This is a genomic window from Streptomyces sp. R-74717, from assembly GCF_047305335.1.
Taxonomy (GTDB): Bacteria; Actinomycetota; Actinomycetes; order Streptomycetales; family Streptomycetaceae; genus Streptomyces; species Streptomyces atratus.
Genome location: NZ_CP102361.1, coordinates 654,384 through 675,213, shown reverse-complemented (window position 1 = coordinate 675,213; position 20,830 = coordinate 654,384). Strand labels below are relative to the sequence as shown.

The following is a 20,830-nucleotide window of genomic DNA, read 5'->3' as shown; positions in this document are numbered from 1 at the left end:
CGTCACCGAACCGGAATCAAGATCGTCCCGTTACGGCCAATTTCCGTTCGGATGCTCCCCGAGGGCCTGTCCGGCGGGTGAGTGCGTCGCGCCGGGCCAGGGAAGGGTCGAGGGATATGGATATCTCGGCGGTCATGGTCAGCAGCACCCTTTCTCGTCGGCATCCGGGCAGGTGCGGTCGGTCTCGACGGCGACCACGGCGGTGCGCAGGTCATCGAGTGCGTGGCCGAGGCATTCGTCGGCGAGCTCGTAGCGGGTGCGGCGGCCGTCGGGGACGGTGACGACCAGGCCGCAGTCGCGCAGGCACGCCAGGTGGTTGGACAGCCGGGTGCGGGAGATGGTGAGGGCGTCGGCGAGGTCCGCAGGGTAGGCGGGGACGTCGCGAAGGGCGAGCAGGATGCGGCAGCGGATCGGGTCGGCGAGCGCGCGGCCGAACCGGGCCAGCACCTCGATCTCGGGGGCAACAGTCAGCACACCACGACAGTACGCGCTTGTCTGAATTCAGGAAAGCGTGGATTGCCGCGTTGTGGATGCCGACTGGGACCCGCCTGTGACTGAGCACTCAAGCTGGCGAGTTGAGCGTTGTGGTTGGCGAGCGAGTTGATCTCGCTTCCTACACGCAAGCTCTCGCCGCCCGAATCGACCGAGACGCCGCAGCCCAACCCATCCGGGGTCATGGCGCATGAGCAGACAGGGCTCACGTGTCGGGGTGTCGTTAAGGCTCCGCGTCAGGACGGGGCGAGGACGCAGAACTCGTGGCCCTCCGGGTCGGCCAGGCACCTCCACGGGACGTCGCCCTGGCCGAGGTCGATGTCGGTGGCGCCAAGGGCCCGCAGTCGGGTCACCTCCGCCTCTGGATTGTCACCGGGGTACGGCAGCAGATCAATATGAACGCGGTCTGGCACGGTCTTCACGCCGGGCGTGCGGAGGAACTCGAGATACGGGCCGACACCCTTGGCGGAGCGCAACACCGCCTGATCGTCAGTCACCTCGTGCAGGGTCCAGTCCATCGCCTCGTCCCAGAACCGGGCCATGGCCCGCGGATCCGCACAGTCGACCACCACCGCGGCGATCGGCCCGGTGTCCCGGTAGATCTCCCGAGGCTCCAGCACGCAGAACTCGTTGCCCTCCGGGTCGGCGAGGACCGTCCACGGCACTTCGCCCTGGCCCACGTGGGCGGGCGTCGCACCAAGAGCCTGGAGGCGCGCGACCAACTCCGCCTGATGGGCCGCAGAGGTGGTGGCAAGATCGAGGTGCACACGGTTCTTTGTTGTTGTCTTGGGTTCCGGGACGGTAACGACGTCGATGCAGACGGCGACCGGGTCCGGCCAAACGAAGCCTCCGACGGGTTCAACGTTGGTCACGCCCGGTCCCTCGCTGGAAACACCCCAGCCGAGCGCCTCCGCCCAGAACTGGCCGACCGCCGAGTCATCAAGAGCCTTTATGTTCACCTGAACAGGTCGCAGTGCCATGCCGGCGATCCTATGCACCTCCTCTGCAACGACGCAGGTACCGTCGCCAAACAGAGATCAACTCGCTCACCAGCCGCAATGCTCAGCTCGCCGCTCAGTCACCGCCTCCGTGCTCCAACTACGTCCGAGATCAGTTCAACACGCTGAACTCGACAGAGAAATCGTCCGAGACCATCGCCCGGTGACCTGGTGTCGCTCCGGCCAGGACTGGCGGGAGTGTGCCGGGCGGCTCGGGTCGTTCATGCTCGCGGCATGCCCGGTTGGACGGCGGCACGGTGGTCGCCGGTCCGGGGAGCTGGCCGGGATGACGCAGTTCAACAGCACCTCACGCCGATCCCGGTGAGACCAAGAGCGGAAGTCACCGGGTCGTAGGCGCCGTCTGGCTGCTGTTGAAGATCCTGTCGAGGTGGTAGTGGAGTGCCGCGACAGCAGACTCCGGCGTCCGCTGCCCGACGAGAATGCTGGTACCCATGGTTGCCGTCATGGCGAGGAGGCTGATCGCCTCCGTGCGAGCGTCGGCTCCAGGGTCGGCCAGGCCGGTCTCCTGTGCCTGTTGGATTAGTCCGGTCAGGGCGTTCTCGGCGGCGTCAGGGTTGTCGACGAACGGCTGGGCGGCGAGGGCCTCGTCGGTCACGGACAGGATCGAGTAGGAGCTGTAGAGGAGGTGGAAGGTTCGGCTCTCCCCGTCGGTCGGCAGCGAGGCCAGCAGCAGCGCCTCGATTGTCGCGCGGGGGCCCGGGTCCGGGCCGACAGCGGCGAGGCGGGCGCCAACGCGTGCTGTGAAGCGGTCGGTCAGGTGTTGGAGGCCGTGGAAGAGCAGCTTCTCCTTGGTCTGGAAGTAGTACTGCACCAGGCGCAGTGAGACGCCCGCCTCGGCGGCGACGTCGCGCATGCCGACCGCGTGCAGGCCCTGCCGCCCTGCGACCTGGATGAGTGCTTCAGCGATCTGGGTGCGGCGTTCATCGTGGTCCACGCGCTTGGGCATCCGTGGTATCTCCGGCCGTGGTTGGGGTGGTGGGTTGGGTGTTCGGCGTCCGGTTCGGACCGACGGCACCTTTTTCATGGTACTGCCGTATCAACAATATGATACGGTCGTATCACGAAGAATGGATCTCACGGAGGTGCCCATGCCCGAGAACACAGCCCGAGCGCACCGCGACATAGGCCACTACGTCAACGACGAGCTGCGCGACCGCTACTTCGCCGCCTGCGACGTGCTCTACGCGAAGGGCGCACCGATCCGCTCCGAGACCGACGTGGAAACGAGCTTCGGGACCACCCACGTGTACCGGTACGGCCCCTCGGACCCGGCAGCCGAGTCACGCACGCCGGTCGTCCTGATACACGGGTCAGGTGGCTGCTCCGCACAGTGGTATCCCAACACGGTCGCGCTCAGCGCTGACCGCCCGGTCTACGCCCTCGACACCCCCGGCGATCCCGGCCGCAGCATCCACCGCGAGCCGATGTGGCAGCCCGAGCGGGCCGCCCAGTGGATGGACGAGGCCCTCGGCGCCCTCGGCCTCGACAAGGTCCACCTCGTCGGCTCCTCCTACGGCGGCTGGCTCGTCATCAACCAGGTCCACCGCCGGCCCGAACGGCTCGCATCTGTCACCGCCCTCGACCCGGGCGGGCTGGAGAAGGTGGGGCTGCGCTTCTTCGTCTGGATCTTCGCCAGCCTCTTCGCAACTTTCGCCCCCAAGGCACTGCGCCCGGCCCTGGCGAGGTGGCTGGAGCAACCAGTCGTCTCCGACCGGGACCTGCGTGCCTGGATCCATGCCGGCGTGAAGGCCTTCCGGATCCGCCGCCCCTCTCCGCTGCCGCTGTCCGACGCCGAGCTGGGCTCTATCCGGACGCCGTTCTACCTGATCATGGGCAAGCGCAGCCTGCTGGTGCACCCTAAGCCTGAATCCACCGCCTTGGATTGAAAAGGATCTTCTAACGGTTTTCTGAGCTGGTGCCGGGTCGGTGCTCGGTTTGGGGCAGGTGGTATCTGCTGGTCTGCCCAGCTTTTCCACGGGTTCGGTTCCGGTCGGGCCTTGAGGGCGGGGTGGACAGGGGTGTCAGATCAGTCCCGGTGGGCCGTGCGTGATGGCGAACATATGCGTCCAGGCTTGCTGCCAGGGCCAGTTGTGGGGCAGGTGCAGGGTGATGCGCCGTGCGGAGCGGGCGATCCGGGCCGGGACGTGGACCAGGTGGGCCCGGAGTGTGGCGGTGGTTGCCTTCGCGTGGAAGGCCGAGGCGTGTGCTCCGACGGCCCGCAGCAGGTTGTAGGCCATCGCCCACAGCGTGAGCCAGGCCGAGTTGGCGTGGAAGTGCCCGGAGGGCAGGTGGGCCAGAGCGCCGGCTTTGCTGTCCGCGATGACCTGTTCCACCACCGCGTGGTGGCGGTGTTCCCGTTCGGCCTGGAGTGTCCCGGCGGGGTTGTCGGTGAAGAAGGGGTGGTAGCGCCAGACGGGAAACAGCTCGCCCTGTTCTCCCACGACGGCGGGTTTGGCCAGGTCACGGACCCGGCGCACGATCAGCCGGGCCGTGACGCGCTCACTCTTCTTGCGGCTGGCGAACGCGGTGTATGCGGGGATCTCGGCGACCTCGGCGTCCGAGATGAGATCACCGGTGTCTGGATCTTCCACTGCGTTCGGGTAACTGATCTTCTGCCAGGCATCGTTGGGGATGCTGAGGACGGCCCGTTTGATGGACGGGTTCATGCCAGTGGTGATGGAGAAGCGGGCTCCGGCCCGGCGGCAGGCTGCGATCACACCGGCGTTGTAGAACTGGGAGTCCGCCCGCAGGATCCGCATGCCGGTGCAGCCCGCCTCGACGGCGGTGGCCAGGGCCTCGCTCACGAGTTTCGGGGCGCCGCGGGCGTCTGCTGCCTTGCCGCGGCGCATCCGGACCGCGGCGATCACCGGCCGGGAGTGCGGGGTGCAGATCGTGGCGAGCAGCGGGTGCAGGGTGCGTATCCCTTTGAACCGGCCGTACTCCGCGCCCTGCTTGGTGCGGCCGTAGACGCGCTTGTGGGTGGAGTCGACATCGATGAACGCCGTCACACCGGCGCCCGGCAGCAGCGGCGTGTGTGCGGCCAGCGCGCCGAGGAACCTGCGGTGCACGGCGTGGAGTTGGAGCGCATGGCCGTGGGTGAACGCGCGCAGGAACGTGCCCAGCGTGGACGGGGCACGGATACCGTCGAACACGGCCGGCATCGCACCGTGCCGCAGCAGGTGAAGGTCGTCGATGCTGTCCGCGCCTGCGGCCATACCGCCCACGATGCTGGTGACCTTGGCGTCCGCCGCCGCACCCGCGCCGTTGCCCGCCCCGGTCAGCTTCACCTTCTGCGCCGTCAGGCGCGAAAGACCGCACCGCTCGGCCAGCCGCATCACCGGGACCAGCCCCGCATACGCGATCAGATTCCGGTCATCGAACGCAGCAGAGACCGCCGCCGGGGTGTGGGAAACTTTCATCTACGAGGTGCCTTGCTGATAGTGCGTGATGGTGGTGTGGTAACTCCCATCTTCGCAGGTCAGCAGGCACCTCTCTTCATTTCTCTATCTACCAGGACCCGGGACAGCCGGTGGATTCAGGCTAAGCGTCAGCTGGAACGCGTTCCTCGGGTGATTCCCGGCGCCCGCGCCGAGATCGTCGCCGCGACCGGACACGGACCGCAGATCGACCACCCCGACCTCGTCAACGCCCGGATGCTGAGCTTCATGGAGGACATCGACTCCCTCCACCCGGCGGCAACCCGGGACGTCACCGAGGCGTAGCCGGTGAGACCGCCGGAACCACTCGCGAGGTGTCAAAAGGCGATAGCAGAAGTTCGACGGACACCGGGCGCTGCTGATCACCCACAGAACCGGGCCGTCGGATGCTGTTACGGTCCCGCCGCGGGTCCCTGATCCAGGACCGGTTCCCCGGCCTGGTGGCGGCCTGCGAGGCAACCTCCGTGCCCGACACCTGTCGCGGGACGATGTCGCTGCTAGCGCAGGGGCTGACCAGTACGAACGTTAATGAACGGACAGACAACCCGACAGCGGACCCCACAGAAGCGACGTGGGACAAGCACGTGCCCCAGCCCTTCCGCGGGCTCACGCCGTCGGCGACGTCCGTCGCCGACGGCGCCCCCTTGTTCGCGGCCTGGTGGTCGCTCTGCCCGAATACGTGATCCGCGAGGTTGTGGCCAACCGCGAGCACCGCCCACACCGCGCCGAACGTCGCCAAGGTGGCGACCTGCTCGATGGAGGTCATCGAGCACCTCCTGCCGTCGCCAGGAGACCGTGGTCCAGAATCAGGGCATGGACGTCCCCAAACTGCTGGAAGCCGCTTCCCTGCTGGTTCCTGAGAAGATCGCCACCGAGAACGACATCACGGTGAACGACGTCTGGGACTACCTCACCCAGGACGAGTGGGAAGTGGCCCTCGGGCTGCTGGAAGAACTCGGTGACGTCCACCCGCTTCCGCTCAGCTTCTGGGAAACCCTGGCCACCGCAGCCGAACAGATGCAACTGGAGAAGAGCGCGGCCTGGTGCCACTGGCGCGGCTACGAGACCCGCCACGGGACTTTCCGAGCCGACCTCACCCTCCGCCCAGCCACCGAAGCACGACGGCAGACGCCCATCTCCGGCGGCGGCGTACTGCGACCGATGTGGAACATCGGAAACCGGACCGCGACCGGCGAACCGGCTCTCAACATCGCCCGGCTCTGGGTGGAGCTCACGCCCCTTCTGGAACCCGGTGGGCGAGCCTCGGTGCGGCTTGCTCCTCTTGATCCCTCGCAGTGGCAGCACCTTCAGCCCAACCAAGTGATCACCATGCACGAGGACCGATCCGTGGCAGGCACGGCAGTCGTCCTGGAGGTCCAGCGACCTCTGGCCATGCCCAGTGCATAAGAACGGGCGCCTTCGGCTCATGCCGTTGGTGCAGAGAAGGTCCAGCTCCATGAGCGCGGTGCCGGGCCCGGAGACGTCCTGGACGGGCTCGGGGTACTCGGTGCCCTCGCCGTCGGCCTTGCGGACGACGGTGGCGTACTTGATGCAGCCGGTCTTGCCCGCCTTCTCCGCGAGTATCGGCAGGTTCGTATATTCGGCGGTGCGGAATAGGGCCGCCAGGCGTTGTCGGTGGGCAAGGGCAGACTGATCACATGACCGCATCGCGCAACGCTTCTCGTCACGTCCATGCCGATCTCGCGTGGGTGCACTCGACGGGTGGCCCGTTGATCGTTATCCCGGCATCTGCACTGGATCAGTGGGGCGGTTGCACGGAAGACGGGATGATCGTCGGCGGCACCGACGTCCCTGACGACTACGACCATGCATGTGACGTGGAAGGCTGGGCCGGGATTATCAGCGTCGGTAACGGCGTCTCCGGGTTGGTGCTGGCCGACGAGCCCGCCATGACCTGCTACCTCTCCGAGCAGAACGTCTTTCTGCGATGGCTCGCTGCCGATTCCGATGCCGAGCTCCTGGAAGGTGCCAGGGCTGTCTTGGACGACCCCGCGACCGACTGGGAGGACTGCGGGGTTTGGGAGACCGATGGAGCGGCGGTTCTCATGGACTCTGCGGTAGCTGGATCCGACCTCGCCGTGGAGTACCCGGACCACGGAGGTCTGCCAGAGCAGGCCCTGATTCCTGTACCCGCCGGACGCTGGAGTGGTCGTGCGTTTCACAAGACGGGCGAGTTTCCATGGGTGGGCATCGTCCAGCTTCTCCCAGCGGCATGACCCGTCATGGGTCTTCACCGTTTTTCACGTATGCACTGTCCCGGCTGAGGAACGTTCCAACAGCCGGCGGCAGACTTCGTTGCGGCCGGGGTCTTGGAGAGGTCGACGGTTTGTTCCTCGGAGTGCTGCGGGCGGGACGCAGTAACAGGTGCGTGGGATCAGTCGATGTCGAGGCCGTCGATCAGGCGGTTGAGGAACCGGGTGAAAGTGGCTTCGGGGGTGAGGGTGCGTCCGGGGGCGGAAAGGGCTTCGGCGAGTTCCGGGTGGCAGCCGTCGGCAGCGACAGCGGCGAGGTAGCGGGCCTCGGCTGCGGCCCGGTTTGGGGATTGTGAGGCTGCGGCCTGCGCGACCTCGTGGGCGACGTGTCCGGCCACGAATGCGGTGAGCTGGGCGAAGGCCTCCAGTTTCGCCGCACCGTCCAGTCCGGTGGGCCGCAGGACGGCGAGCGCGTGTTCTAGGAAGGCCAGCGTGTTGGGGCCCGGAACGCGACGGGTGGACAAGGCGGCGGGCAGCCAGGGGTGGCGCAGCATGTGTGCGCGCTGCAGGTGGGCGATGGTCTTCAGATCGGCACGCCAGTCGCCGCTGGGTGGGTCCGTGACGGTCAGTTCGCCGCTGACGTGGTCGACCATCAGTTCCAGCAATGTCTCCTTGTCAGAGGCGTAGCTGTAGAGCGACATGGCACCGGCTCCGACCTGGGCGGCCACCCGCCGCATGGTGACCGCTTCGAGCCCTTCGGTGTCCGCCAGGGTGACGGCTGCCACGGTGATCTCCTCCCGGCTGAAGGAGGGCCTGCGGCCCCTGCGAGGCTCGGTGGGACGCAGCCAGAGCTGTTCGGGGTCGACGCCTGCGGCTTCGGGCCTTTCGTCATGGGGCACGGTCTCGCGCTCCTTCCCCTGGTTGTTGAGGCGGCTCTTGCGAAGGTCATCCAAGCATCCTCTATTCTCGTACACCGTACGGAATAGAGGAGGGGAACGATGCCACCACGCACGCCCGACGCCGTGGCCAGACCGGCCTGGGTGCCACCTGCCGGAAAACCGCCGCTGTCCTCACGGATGATGAGAGCGACCTGGCGGGGCCTGCCGGCGAAACGGCATGAGGTCGGATGGGAACCGGGACTGGTGGTGCCGGCCGCCGACAGCAGCCCGTTGATCACTGATCACTACTTCCCGCGTGCGGAGGGCGACTTCCCCACCCTCCTGGTCCGTTCCCCTTATGGCCGCGGTCTGCCATGGTCTCCCCAGTACGGCCTGCTCTTCGCCGAACAGGGCTTTCACGTGGTCCTGCAGAGCTGCCGCGGCACCGGCGGTTCGGGCGGTGTGTTCGACCTGTGGCGTAACGAGGCCGCCGACGGGCAGGCCACGGTGTCGTGGCTGCGCGAGCAGCCCTGGTTCAACGGAACACTGGGGACCGTCGGTCCCAGTTACCTGGGCTACGTGCAATGGGCCCTTGCCCTGGACCCGCCGCCAGAACTGAAGGCAATGGTGGTGCAGGTGGGCCTGCACGATCCCTACGCCCTGTTCCACGCGGACGGTGCGCTACGCCTGGAGAACACCCTCGCCGTCGGTATGGGCATGACCTACCAGCACCAGGGCATGGGACCGTTCCTGAGGGCGACGCTTCGCCTTCAGCGCCGCCTGCGTGACGTCACCACCGCGCAGCCCCTGCGCGGGGCGTACGTGTCCGCCCTCGGGGGCGAGGTGGCCTGGTTGGACGACGTCATGACGCACCCGGACCCCAAGGACACGTACTGGCACGGCGCGTCGCTGGCGGAGCCGGCGGAGCGGCTCAGTGTGCCCACGAGTCTGATCACCGGATGGCATGACGCGCTGGTCGACCAGACCTTCGAGCAGCATGACCGGCTGCGTCAGGCCGGATGCGAGACCGCTCTGCTCGTCGGCCCCTGGACCCACACCTCCGCCCTGCAACAGGGATGGCCCGAGGTGTTCGCCGAGAGCCTCGCTTGGCTGCGCGCCCACCTGTGCGCCGACCCCTCCGGCCTGCGCCCGACCGCGGTGCGCATGCACATCGGCGGCGAAAACGCCTGGCGGGACCTCGACGAGTGGCCGCCGGCCGCGGCTGCCACCTCGTGGTACCCCATCTCCGGCGGGCATCTCACCCAGCAGGCCCCCACGGACTCCGCACCCCTGACGTCATTCCGCTACGACCCAGCCGACCCCACCCCGTCCCTCGGCGGCCCACTGCTCTCCCGCACCGCCGGCCCACGCGACAACAGCACCCTGGAAGCCCGAGACGACGTCCTTACAATCACCAGCCCCCCGCTGACCGAGCCCCTGGACATTCTGGGCCCAGTCTCCGCTCGGCTGAGCATCTCCACGGACACCGGCCACGCCGACGTCTTCACCCGCCTGTGCGACGTGGACCCACAAGGCCGCTCCGTCAACATCTGTGACGGACTGGGCCGGCTTCGGACGACTGAACACTCGCAGATCACCGTGCCGATGAGCTCCACCGCCCATCGCTTCGCCGTCGGCCACCGCATACGCTGGCAAATCAGCGGAGGCGCCCATCCGCGCTACGCCCGCAATCCCGGCACCGGGGAGTCGCCGGTAGACGCCACCGTCTTCGCGCCGGTGCGCATCACGCTCCACACAGACTCGGCATTGACGCTTCCCCACAGCTCTGGGCTCACGTAATTCTTCAGCCCTGCGGGGAACGTGCTGACGAGCCGGGCCGTCAGGCCCGGCTCACTCCTCCGCGCCGTCTTCATCGTCGTCCAAGTCAACGGTGTCCGGGTTACGCAGGAGCCGCAGGCCTCCGCCAGTGGGGACTGAGGCGCGCAAACTATCGCAGCCCGGGCAGCTGAGATTCGCGTGACGCTGTAAGGAGAGCTGGGCCACATCAACGTCCAAGACCTCGTACTCGCGCGCGTCGGCGGCCAGGTAGCGGGTCGTCCACAGCTTCCCCGAGCCGTACTTCACTTCAACATGCTGAACTTGACAGAGAAGCCCTCGACGACCGGCGCGGTGTGCGCTGCCGCCATCAACACAGGCAGTCCCCGCCCAGAGCCGTCGCGAGTGCGATGTCCAGCAGGACCTTGCCGGGGTCGTGCATCGTCCGCGGCTTGCGCCACTGCACCAGCGCTGCCGACATCGCACCGTCCAGGCCCAACTTGCGGACCGTCTCGACCAGCAGCACCGCCCCAGCTTGCGAGACCACCCCACTGCCGCCGCCCTCGACGCGGGCACCCGGGTGCAGCCCGATACGCTTACTCACCTGGAGAATGCTTCATTCTGTGCAGCCGACAGGACCCTGGACAGGTCCCATCGTTGCGGGTCAGCGGCACTCTACGCCTATTTGATCAAGGCATGGACGAGCGTGCTCATGAAAGCGCGAGGTTAGGATGCCCGCCGTTGTTCTTACCGGCCGGTGCAAGACAGGTCATCAACTGGACGGAGTCCGCCCGTCGTCTGTCAAAAACAAATGCCGCACTGTGAGCCGGGCGCCGGACTATCTGAATTAAAACTCCCCGGAGTTGGCTGGTGTCCGGGTTCAGGAGACCCTGGTGGATTCTGCACCACAGGATCCGTGCGGACCAGTGGTCGGCGCCGCATCAGCCCGTGCTGTAGGGCACCGGCATCTGCGCAGTCCCAGTACCGATACGAATCAGAATCATGTGACATGACACATGTATGTGATTTGTCCAGTGTATCCACGATGAAACACGTACACCGCACCAGGCGAGTGACGAGAACACCTTCGCGCAGCGATGGTCCAGGCCCCTCTTTATCGCAGTTTCGGAGTCTCGCCGGTCCCGCCGTCCGCTGCCGAGGCATGGTTCCGGTGCATCCTCAGCCGCAAGGCCGGCCCACACGATGGGGCATGGCACGCTCGCCTCCTGCACGCCGAAGGCGCCACCGTGAGACTGGACTCGGCCAGGAGTCCCGTCTGACGTATGAAGGACGACCACGTCTGCGCACCTGACTGCTCAGGGGGTCGCGCGTACAGCGGCCACGGCAGCGACTGCCACCGGCAGGCACGACGCCCGCACCTGCACCACCCGGAACTGTGAATCCCCCTGCGCCAGCCACGACGGGACCCCCAACCAATACATATTCAGCGTCAGTTCAGCCACTCCACCGATCCGACCGCTGGAACTCAAGCCCCATCCGGGGCCCAATCAGCCGTTATGCGCGCACCGTTCCGGCCGCGATTGCCCAAAGGGCCAACCCAGCTCCCCTTGTCGTAGAGACGACATGTCGCAATCACGGCACCCGCAACAGGTGACACACGGGCCTCGGAGCCCGGAGTCTTGATCCGAACCGCGCGCTCCACGCCCGCACCTTCTCGAAGAGGCCCCCGATGCACCCACGGCTCCGCCCCGCCGCGCTCATAGCGGCAGGTGCCCTCATCGCCGCCCTGGCCCCTGTCCTGACTCCCTCCACCCACGCGGCCGCCGCCACCGCCCGCCCGGCGGCCCCCGCCTCCCGGACCTCCACCGTCACCCTCGTGACCGGAGATAGGGTGCACCTGGAGCGCTTCCCCGACGGCCGCCAGGCCGTCTCCGTCGAGCCGGGCGGGGAAGGCGCGGGGGGCAGCTACGAGCAGGTGGAGATCGACGGCGACCTCTACGTACTCCCCGGCGAGGCACTGCCGCATCTGGCCACCGGCGCACTCGACCGCCAGCTGTTCAACATCACCGGCCTGGTGGAGCAGGGCTACGACGACGCCCGCACCAAGAGCATCCCGCTGATCGCACGCTACCGCTCCGGCGTCCGGCTCGACTCCGCCGAGGAGCCCGTCGGTTCCGAGGCGGTACGCACGCTCGGCAGCCTGCGGGGCCGCGCGCTGAAGGCCGAGAAGCGACAGGCCCACCGTTTCTGGGAAGCCGTCGGCACCGAAGCCCCCAAGCCCTCGAAGACTCCGCAGCCCTCGAAGACTCCGAAGACCCCGCAGCTCGGCGCCGGGATCGACCGCCTCTGGCTCGATGCGAGGGTCCGCACCTCCCTGGACAAGAGCGTCCCGCAGATCGGCGCCCCGGAGGCCTGGAGCGCGGGATACGACGGGACGGGCGTCACCGTCGCCGTCCTGGACACCGGCGTCGACGACACCCACCCCGACCTCGCCGGCCGGATCGCCGGGACCCGCAACTTCACCGACAGCCCCACCACCCAGGACGCCTTCGGCCACGGCACCCACGTCGCCTCCACCATCGCCGGCACCGGCGCCGCCTCCCAGGGCTCCCGCAAGGGCGTCGCGCCCGGCGCGAAGCTGCTGGTCGGCAAGGTCCTCGGCGACAACGGCATCGGTTCCCTCTCCTCCGTCCTCGACGGCATGGAATGGGCCGCCTCCTCGGGCGCCGACGTAGTCAACATGAGCCTGGGCAGCGACACGGCCGGCGACGGTACGGACCCGCTCAGCCTCGGCCTCGACGAGCTGACCGAGACCACCGGCACGCTCTTCGTCGCCTCGGCCGGCAACAGCGGCCCCGGCGAGTACACCGTGGGCACCCCCGGCGCCGCGGACGAGGCACTGACCGTGGGAGCGGTGGACGGCGAGGAGCACCTCGCCGAGTTCTCCAGCCGCGGCCCGCGCACCGACGAGGCGCAGAAGCCCGACATCACCGCCCCCGGCGTCGGTATCGTCGCCGCCCGCGCGGCGGGCACCTCGATGGGCGAGCCGGTCGACGACGCGTACACGGCCTCCTCCGGTACGTCGATGGCGGCCCCCCACGTCGCGGGCGCCGCAGCGATCCTGGCCATGCAGCATCCCGACTGGCAGGCACGGCAGTTGAAGGACGCCCTGATCAGCACCTCCCGCCTCTCCCCGGACTACACCGTCTATGAGCAGGGCGGTGGCAGGGTGGACCTGGCACGGGCGGTGAAGCAGCCCGTACACGCCACCGGCACCGTCGGCTTCGGCGAACTCACCCCCGACTCCGGCCCGCAGAGCGCGCAGCTCACCTACACCAACGCCGGCCCCACCCCGCTCACCCTGAACCTCACCGCCGAGCTGCGCGACGCCGCCGGCCACCCGGCACCCGCCGGCGCGGTGCGCCTGCCCGACGGCGCGACGGTCACCGTCCCCGCCGGCGGCCAGGCCCACATCGACGTCACCCTCGACGCGAAGTCCCTGCCCGCCGGCCGCTACGGCGGCAGCCTCACCGCGACGAGCGGCGACGGGAAGGCCGTCGCGCACACCGTGCTGGCGGCGGCGAAGGGAGCCCCCAGGCACAAGCTCACCCTGACCGCCGTCGACCGCGCCGGCCGCCCCGCCTGGGTCACCCCGCTGGTGCTCGTCGGCCCCCACTCCCGTGACGACGTCGTCACCGCCCTGCGGCCGGGGGAGACCCTCACCGTGACGGTGCCCGAGGGGTCCTACTTCCTGCACGGCGTGATCTCCGACCGCGTCGAGAACGGCAGCGTGGAGAGTGTCGTCGTCGACCCCGGGCTGACGGTCGACCGCGACAGGCACGTGGTCCTCGACGCCCGCAAGGCCGTCCAGGTCCGGATCGAGACATCCAGACCGGCCGTCCAGGAAGCCGTCGTCAGCTTCTACACCCACCGCGCCGTCGGCGGGCGCAGCATCTCCAACGGCCACATGGACTTCAGCGCCGACGCCCGCCGCCTCTACGTCACCCCGACGAAGGAAGTCACCGACGGCGTCTTCGAGTTCAACTCCCGCTGGCAGCTGACCGCCCCGCAGCTGACCGCCCGCGCGCTGCGGGCAGGCCGCGCGATCGACCTCGAAGGCGGCCTGCTGGACAACTCGCCCACGGTGGACGGCCGCCGCAGCATGCGCCTGCTCGACGCGGGCACCGGCCGCCCCGAGGACTACGCGGCACTGCGCGCACGCGGCGTGGCCCCTGCCGGCGCCGCGGTACTCGTGGACGCCACGGAGGCCCGCTACGAGGAGCAGGCCGCCGCGGCCTCGGCCGCCGGAGCGTCCACCGTCGTCCTGACCGAAGGGGAGGGCGGCGTCGCCTGGACGCACTGGAACCCCCGGGGCGAACGCCTGCCCCTCCCCGCCGTCCTGACCCGCTACGACATTGGGGAGCGGCTGCGCGAGCGACTGCGCTCCGGGACCACCGCACTGGAGCTGCACGGCATCCCCGACAGCCCCTACCTGTACGACGTGATGCAGGTTTCCCGCCAGCGGGTGCCCGAGCGGGTGGTGCACCGGGTGACGGCCGCCAACACCGCTACGATCACTTCGCGTTACCACCACACGGGTGGCGTCCCGTATGCCACGGAGCAGCGCTTCGGCTGGCGCCCCTGGATGAACTCCGCGATCAATCAGTACCGGCGCCACGTGGCCACCCCGCTGACCCGCACCGAGTACGTGAGCTCCGGCGACACCCTCTGGCTCCACCGTGTGCACCACCGCCTCACCTGGGACGACAGCAGCCCCCTGACCGCCGGCATGCTCCAGCCGACGCGGACCTACCGGCCCGGTGAACGGCTGACGGAGAGCTGGTTCGCCCCCGTCGTACGCCCCGCCATCCCCCGCGGCGTCAAGGGCACGGCCTCCTACCGCAAGGAGGACGAACTGATCGTGCGCATACCGGAGTTCGCCGACGCCGCCGCAGGCCACTACAGCAGGCCCGACGGCGGCGACTGGGACGACACCCCCGCCGACGAGATCCGAGCCGCCCTCTACCGCGACGGGAAGCTTCTCGCCGAAGCACCCGCCGCCTGGGAGGACTTCCCGGCAGTCGGCACGGACGGCCGCTACCGCCTGGACCTGGACGTCAAGCGCACCACCCCCGAGTGGTCGCTGTCGACCGCCACCCGCACCAGCTGGTCGTTCACGGCCCCGCGCCCACCCGCGGGCGAGACCCCGCTGCTGCCCCTGCTGCAACTCGACTACGACATCCCCACCGACCTCACCGGCACCGCACCGCGACGCACCCGCACCCTCGACTTCGGGGTGAAGGCACGCCACCAGGACGGCCTCATGGGCCCAGAGGTGGCGGGCATGGAGGTCTCCGTCTCCTACGACGACGGCGCCCACTGGAGCCGGGCGACGACCACCCCCGAGGGCAACGGGAGTTACGACGTACGGGCCCGCCGCCCGGCCGACTCCCGGACCGACGGCTACGTGTCCCTGCGCGTACGCGCCTGGGACGACCGGGGCAACGAGGTGACACAGGAAGTACGCCGCGCGTTCGCCACGAACTGAGCGGCATCCCCCTGCCGCCGTCCCGGTGAGTCCGTCAGGTCAACCGACAACCGACCTGACGGACTCACCGACGTTCGCTGCGGTACGGGAACAGGGGCTCGTATCTCATGACAGCCACTCCCTCTCACGACAGCCACCCCCGCCGCGCCGCCTGCCACACCAACTGCGTCCGCGTCGCGGCGCCGGCGCGCTGCATCAGCACTTGGATCCGGCGCTGCACCGTGCGCTGGCTGACCCGTAGCTGCGAGGCGATCGCCTTGTCCGCGACCCCGGCGACGACCAGGGACAGCAGATACCGCTCGTCGTCGGCGACGTTCGCACCGGGCCGCGGGCTGCCGCCGAAGTCGGCCAGCTCACCGGAGTCCGTGACGTGCAGCGGCGACGCCGCCGCCCACTGGCTCTCGAACAGCGCGATCAGCGCGTCGAGCAGGCTGCTGCCGCGCACCACCGCGGCCGTCGGCTCACCCAGCGAACCACCCGAACCGCCGTGCATCAGCGGGCAGATGGCGATCGAACCGTCCGCGATCACCATCCGCACCGGCAGCGTCCCGGTAGCCCGCGCCTGCTCACCCGCGCGGATGCTCCGGGCAACGTTGTCGACCATGCCGGGCTCCTCCAGCAGCGCGCGCTCGTAGATGGCCTCGTACCGCACCCCACGGGCGAGCAGCTCCCACTCCTCGTCGTTCTCCGCCGCAGGCATGGCCACATGGCCGGCCTTGCAGAGCCACCGCATCTCACTGGCCCCGTACGCCATATGACGCAGCCGCTGCCGGATCACACTCGCCCCCGTGATCACCTCGACAAGCTGCCCCGCGTCATGCCGCCGCCCCCCGGCCCGGTACTCCTCGGTGAGCTGCTCCACGCCCCGCCGCGCCGATTCCAGCGCCTCATGCCCACGCAGCAGCAGCGGACGCAGCGCCGCATCGGGAGCCACCGGCACATAGCGCACCGCGCCACCCGCCGACGAAACGGCCACCCGCCCCACCAGCCCCTTGTCGTGGAGCGAGGCCAACAGCCTGTGTGCCTGCGCCACTTCGAGCCCCAGCTGCTCCGCGATCACCGCGGTATCAGCCTCACGCACCCCGACGAGGAAGCGGTACACCCGCTCCTCTCCCGCCCCGATCCCCGCAGCCTCCAGCATGTGTCCGCCTCTCACGACGCCCCCACCCACCCCAACCGATGTACCACCCACCAGACACGGCGTGATCTAACCACACCCGCACACCGGGACGATGTCCGCGCTATCACGCACGACGACCATCCGACTTCGATACGCGCAAAGTGGCGGCGAGCGGACATGTCACTTCTTCGTCAGACGCGGCCGTAGCGTCGGTGTCCCTTCCTGCCGAGGCTTGACCCGCCGGTCGCGGAACCCTCCCTGCCGGCGGAAGGAGAGCGTTCAGCATGCGTTTCAGGCGAAGAGCCGCACTGCTCAGCTTCACCTTGGCGACCACCATGGCCGGCGGCGGCCTGGTGTACGGTGCCACCCCCGCACCGAAGACCGGGGAGGACGCGGTAACCACCCCGTCCCAAGCAGAAGTCCGCACCGCGAAGGTCACCCTCGTCACCGGAGACCAGGTGACGGTGGCCACGAGGGCGGGCAAGACCCTCGCCGTCAACATCACCCCGTACCACCGCAGTGCGGCCGAGCTGCGGACGTACACCGTCGGCACCGATGTGTACGTGATCCCGCGCGACGTCGAAGCGCTGGTGCACAACGGCCAGGTGGACGGCCGGCTGTTCAACGTCACCCAGCTCATCGCCCAGGGGTACGACGATGCCCACCACGCGTCGACCCCGATGATCGTGCGCTACGCGTCCGGCGCCAAGGACACCGCACCCGGCGGAGCCCGCCTCACACGGAAGCTCCCCGGCGTACGCGGAGCCGCCGTCAGCGCCGACAAGCGCAAGGGCGCCGCGTTCTGGGAGGCCGTCGACGACGACAGCGCCCGCGCAGGTACCCCCAAGGCCCGCCTGTCGGGCGGCGTCCAGCGCCTCTGGCTGGACGGGCAGGTCAAGGCGCTCCTCGACAGGAGCGTCCCGCAGATCGGCGCCCCGGAGGCGTGGAAGGACGGTTTCGACGGCACCGGCGTGAAGGTCGCGGTGCTGGACACCGGTGTCGACGCCACCCACCCCGACCTCGCCGACCGCATCGTGGAAAGCCGCAGCTTCGTCCCCGGCGAGACGGCGCGCGACGGCCACGGCCACGGCACCCACGTCGCCTCCACCATCCTGGGAAGCGGAGCCGCCTCCGGCGGGAAGTACCGGGGTGTGGCACCGGGCGCCGGACTGATCGTGGGCAAGGTGCTCGACGACGGCGGCGTCGGCTCGGAATCCTCGATCATCGAAGGGATGGACTGGGCCGCGCACTCGGGGGCGAAGGTCATCTCCATGAGCCTGGGCGGCGGGGAAGGCGCCGACGGCACCGACCCCATGGCCATGGCGGTCAACGAACTGACGGCCGAGACCGGCGTGCTGTTCACCATCGCGGCGGGCAACAGCGGCCCCGCGGCGACGTCCGTCGGCTCACCCGGAGCCGCCGACGCGGCCCTGACGGTCGGCGCCGTGGACTCCACCGACGCGGTCACCAACTTCTCCAGCCGGGGCCCACGAGGCGGTAACGGCGGGCTCAAGCCGGAGATCACCGCGCCGGGCTCGCGGATTGCCGCCGCCCGGGCCGCCGGCACGACGATGGGCACACCGGTGGACGGCTCGTACACCACCGCGAGTGGCACCTCCATGGCCACGCCACACGTGGCCGGCGCCGCCGCGATCCTCGCGCAGCGCCACCCCGACTGGACGGCGGCCCGTTTGAAGAGCCAGCTGATCAGTACGGCCAAGACCACCGCAGCCACCTCCGTCTACGCCCAGGGCGCCGGCCGTGTGGACGTGGCACGCGCACTCCGGCAGCCCGTATCGGCCAGCGGCACGGCCGACTTCGGACTGCGGGACTGGGACGCCACCGCCCCGGTCGGGAAGAAGATCGAGTACGTCAACGACGGCGACCAGCCGGTCACCCTCGCCCTGAAGGTCGAGAACGCGGGCGAGGAACTGCCGGCCGGAGTGCTCAGCCTGGGAGCCGACTCGGTGACCGTGCCGGCGCACGGCACCGCTGAGGTCGACCTCACCCTCAACACCGTCGGCGTGACGACCGGATCCCACGGCGCGCACGTCACCGCGGTCTCCGCCGACGGGCGGACGGCGGCAGTGACGGCGGTCGGTTTCGGCCGGGACGTACAGCGCTTCGACGTCACGCTGAAGGTACTCGACCGCGACGGCAAGCCGACGAGCGGCATCGCCGCGGTCACCGCCTGGCAGCTGGGCCGCTACGGACTGCCCGAGACGTACCCGGTCGCAGCGGACGGGACCGTCGTGGTGCGGGTACCGCGCGGCGAGCACGCCTTCATCTCGGAGATCTTCCACTACACCTCCGACTGGAGCCGGCTGGAGGAGTACACCTACGCCGCCCAGCCGGGCACGATGATCGACTCCGATCGGACCTTCACCCTGGACGGCGCCAAGGCCGGCCCGGTCACCATGACCACCTCCCGGCCGACGGAGACCAACCGCGCCCGCATCGGTCTGAACTTCCAGGCCGTGGACGGCGACCTCGTCTACGACCGCGAGACGTGGCTGGACGGCGAGACGGCCGTGTACTCCATCCCGTCGCAGACCGCGAACGAGCGCTTCGAATCGCGCGCCGGCTGGTCGCTCGGCGCACCCGCACTCGACGCCCGCCTCGTCGGGCACGGCAACCGGACCCTGGACGCGGCCTACCTCGAGGGCTGGACGGGCTCCGCACGTATCGACGGCACCCGCGTCCTGCGCGTGGCGAAGGCCGGCGAGGACGTCCGGGGCAAGCTCGCCCTGGTGAAGCGGAGCGCCGAGCGCACGGTGGGAGAGCAGGTCGACGACGCCGCGAGCGCCGGTGCGCTCGCCATCCTCATCTACAACGACATCCCCGAGAAGTGGCTCGCAGGCAACTGGGGCCCGACGGCCACCAAGATCCCGGCGATGACCCTCTCCGGCACCCAGGGCGAGGAGCTGGCGGCCCTGGACAACGCCGTGATCAGGATCTCCGGTACGGCGGTGAGCCCGTACTCCTACGAGTTGCTGAAGTACCGCAAGGGCGGCATCCCCGCCGATCAGCGCTACCGGGTACGCGACGAGGAACTGGCCACCGTGGACTCCTCGTTCCACGCCTCGACGCCGGCCACCGAGGGCGGATACGCCCGGCTGACGCGCTCGCCGATGCAGCCGACGGCGTACTTCGGCTTCGACCGGGTGGTCCTGCCTCGCTCCCGGACCGAGTACGTCTCCGCGGACGTGCCCACCTGGGAAGCGGTGAAGGCAGGTCCCGTGTGGACGTCGGACGGCTCCTGGAAGCTGACGAACACCTCGACGCTCAAGGCCGGACAGCGCGTGCACCGCGACTGGAACAAGGCCGTGGTCCGCACCGCGCTGCCGGACGCACAGTCCAACTCGGCCGTCCGGCAGGGCGATCTCGGTGTGGTGGCGTCGGGCGGTCTGCTCGACACCGCGCCGGACCAGTCCTTCTCCTCCGAAGCCGGCAGCGACAAGGCGCTGTCCACCGTCTATCGGGACGGCCAGCTCCTCGGCAGCATCCGTTCGGCGCCCGTCGCCTTCCCGATGACGGCACAGCGCGCCGAATACCGGGTGGTCACCGACGTGCAGCGGGACGCCCCCGGCTGGACGACCTCCACCAAGGTGCGCACCGACTGGCGCTTCCACTCCGAGCGGAAGGAAGGACTGACCCTGCTCCCCGTCCTGTCGGTCGACTACCGACTCGACGTCGACCAGGCCAACAGCGCCCGGCCGCACTCCACCACCCGCATCGGACTGGGCGTGCGCTACCCCAAGGGTCTGAACGGTCTGAAGCTCGCCGGGGCGAAGCTGTGGGCCTCGTACGACGACGGCACCAACTGGCGGCAGGTCCGCCTTGACGGCGGCCTCAACGGCACGATCGGCAACCCCGCGAACGCGGGCTTCGTGTCGCTGCGCGTGCAGGCCACCGATGCCGATGGCAACACCATCGAGCAGACGGTGACCCGCGCCTACCAGATCCGCCGCTGACCGATGCCGGGGCGCCTGCACCGCAGGCGCCCCGGCGTGCGCGTCCACCCAGCGACGGTGACATGGGCGGGCCACACGTGGTACCCGGCCACTGCTGGGCGACTCGATGCGTCGAACCCACGCGGCGCGCCCAGCAAGGGGATCAGCATCACTCAGGTGCCGACCGAGGGCCCCGGCCTCCGATCCGCCCGCATCGGCTCCGGGCGCGCCCCTCAACGGGCCATGATCACCCTGGACTTGTGCCACCGGTGCGGAGCCAGAGCCCTGCATACGCCCCACTCACCACCCCAGTCGTCGACGAAGGCCGTCAGCAGCCAGAGCGCCCTGCGACGCCGCTGCGCGCAGAGCTCGGCGGCGCCGGGGCCTGCGTGGTCCGGGTGCTGGTCCCAGACGAGCAGGCGCAGGGCGTCGT

At 69.3% G+C, this 20,830-nt stretch carries 13 protein-coding genes and 2 pseudogenes; 7 read left to right on the top strand and 8 right to left on the bottom strand.

The annotated features are described in order from the left end of the window. Window positions 1–138 precede the first annotated feature (138 nt). The 3 genes from NRF20_RS03175 to NRF20_RS03165 form a co-directional block, all read right to left on the bottom strand. Entirely contained in the window at window positions 139–474 is a 336-nt protein-coding gene (locus NRF20_RS03175) for an ArsR/SmtB family transcription factor (RefSeq protein ID WP_398632916.1), read from the bottom strand. Between the two features lie 254 nt (window positions 475–728). After that, on the bottom strand, window positions 729–1,472 hold the full coding sequence (locus tag NRF20_RS03170) for a VOC family protein (protein WP_398632915.1): 744 nt from the start codon (window positions 1,470–1,472) through the stop codon (window positions 729–731). 358 nt (window positions 1,473–1,830) lie between these two features. Next, window positions 1,831–2,457, bottom strand: coding sequence for a TetR/AcrR family transcriptional regulator (locus tag NRF20_RS03165; RefSeq protein WP_398632914.1), 627 nt, complete (start codon window positions 2,455–2,457; stop codon window positions 1,831–1,833). A 142-nt stretch (window positions 2,458–2,599) separates the two neighbouring features. Between NRF20_RS03165 and NRF20_RS03160 the strand changes: the two genes are divergently transcribed. Then, entirely contained in the window at window positions 2,600–3,397 is a 798-nt protein-coding gene (locus NRF20_RS03160; RefSeq protein WP_413751947.1) for an alpha/beta fold hydrolase, read from the top strand. Window positions 3,398–3,532: 135 nt separating this feature from the next. Here the strand turns inward: NRF20_RS03160 and NRF20_RS03155 are convergent, their stop codons facing one another. Beyond that, window positions 3,533–4,930: an IS1380 family transposase gene (locus tag NRF20_RS03155; protein WP_413751946.1), complete on the bottom strand. Its 1,398-nt coding sequence runs from the start codon at window positions 4,928–4,930 to the stop codon at window positions 3,533–3,535. A gap of 120 nt (window positions 4,931–5,050) precedes the next feature. On the opposite strand from NRF20_RS03155, the pseudogene NRF20_RS03150 reads away from it, so the two are divergent. The 3 genes and pseudogenes from NRF20_RS03150 to NRF20_RS03140 form a co-directional block, all read left to right on the top strand. Further along, window positions 5,051–5,233: pseudogene (locus tag NRF20_RS03150) on the top strand (alpha/beta fold hydrolase); the annotation flags it as partial. A gap of 528 nt (window positions 5,234–5,761) precedes the next feature. Further along, window positions 5,762–6,355 carry a hypothetical protein gene (locus NRF20_RS03145; RefSeq protein WP_398632912.1) on the top strand — a complete coding sequence of 198 codons (594 nt, stop codon included), beginning with the start codon at window positions 5,762–5,764 and terminating at the stop codon, window positions 6,353–6,355. 251 nt (window positions 6,356–6,606) lie between these two features. After that, a complete protein-coding gene (locus NRF20_RS03140; RefSeq protein ID WP_398632911.1) occupies window positions 6,607–7,185 on the top strand; it encodes an Imm21 family immunity protein in 579 nt (192 codons plus the stop codon). A 158-nt stretch (window positions 7,186–7,343) separates the two neighbouring features. On the opposite strand, the gene NRF20_RS03135 is transcribed toward NRF20_RS03140, so the two are convergent. Continuing rightward, window positions 7,344–8,060: a TetR/AcrR family transcriptional regulator gene (locus tag NRF20_RS03135; RefSeq protein WP_398632925.1), complete on the bottom strand. Its 717-nt coding sequence runs from the start codon at window positions 8,058–8,060 to the stop codon at window positions 7,344–7,346. Between the two features lie 99 nt (window positions 8,061–8,159). On the opposite strand from NRF20_RS03135, the gene NRF20_RS03130 reads away from it, so the two are divergent. Further along, entirely contained in the window at window positions 8,160–9,839 is a 1,680-nt protein-coding gene (locus tag NRF20_RS03130) for a CocE/NonD family hydrolase (RefSeq protein ID WP_398632910.1), read from the top strand. Between the two features lie 51 nt (window positions 9,840–9,890). Here NRF20_RS03130 and NRF20_RS03125 read toward each other — a convergent pair whose 3' ends face one another. Both NRF20_RS03125 and NRF20_RS03120 read right to left on the bottom strand, forming a co-directional pair. Beyond that, a complete protein-coding gene (locus NRF20_RS03125; protein WP_413751945.1) occupies window positions 9,891–10,124 on the bottom strand; it encodes a hypothetical protein in 234 nt (77 codons plus the stop codon). Between the two features lie 67 nt (window positions 10,125–10,191). Then, window positions 10,192–10,419, bottom strand: a pseudogene (locus tag NRF20_RS03120) (transposase); the annotation flags it as partial. 1,086 nt (window positions 10,420–11,505) lie between these two features. On the opposite strand from NRF20_RS03120, the gene NRF20_RS03115 reads away from it, so the two are divergent. Continuing rightward, window positions 11,506–15,324, top strand: coding sequence for a S8 family serine peptidase (locus tag NRF20_RS03115; protein WP_413751944.1), 3,819 nt, complete (start codon window positions 11,506–11,508; stop codon window positions 15,322–15,324). A 124-nt stretch (window positions 15,325–15,448) separates the two neighbouring features. On the opposite strand, the gene NRF20_RS03110 is transcribed toward NRF20_RS03115, so the two are convergent. Then, window positions 15,449–16,465: a helix-turn-helix domain-containing protein gene (locus tag NRF20_RS03110; RefSeq protein WP_398632907.1), complete on the bottom strand. Its 1,017-nt coding sequence runs from the start codon at window positions 16,463–16,465 to the stop codon at window positions 15,449–15,451. A 263-nt stretch (window positions 16,466–16,728) separates the two neighbouring features. Between NRF20_RS03110 and NRF20_RS03105 the strand changes: the two genes are divergently transcribed. Beyond that, on the top strand, window positions 16,729–20,418 hold the full coding sequence (locus NRF20_RS03105) for a S8 family serine peptidase (protein ID WP_398632906.1): 3,690 nt from the start codon (window positions 16,729–16,731) through the stop codon (window positions 20,416–20,418). The last annotated feature ends 412 nt before the right edge of the window (window positions 20,419–20,830 follow it).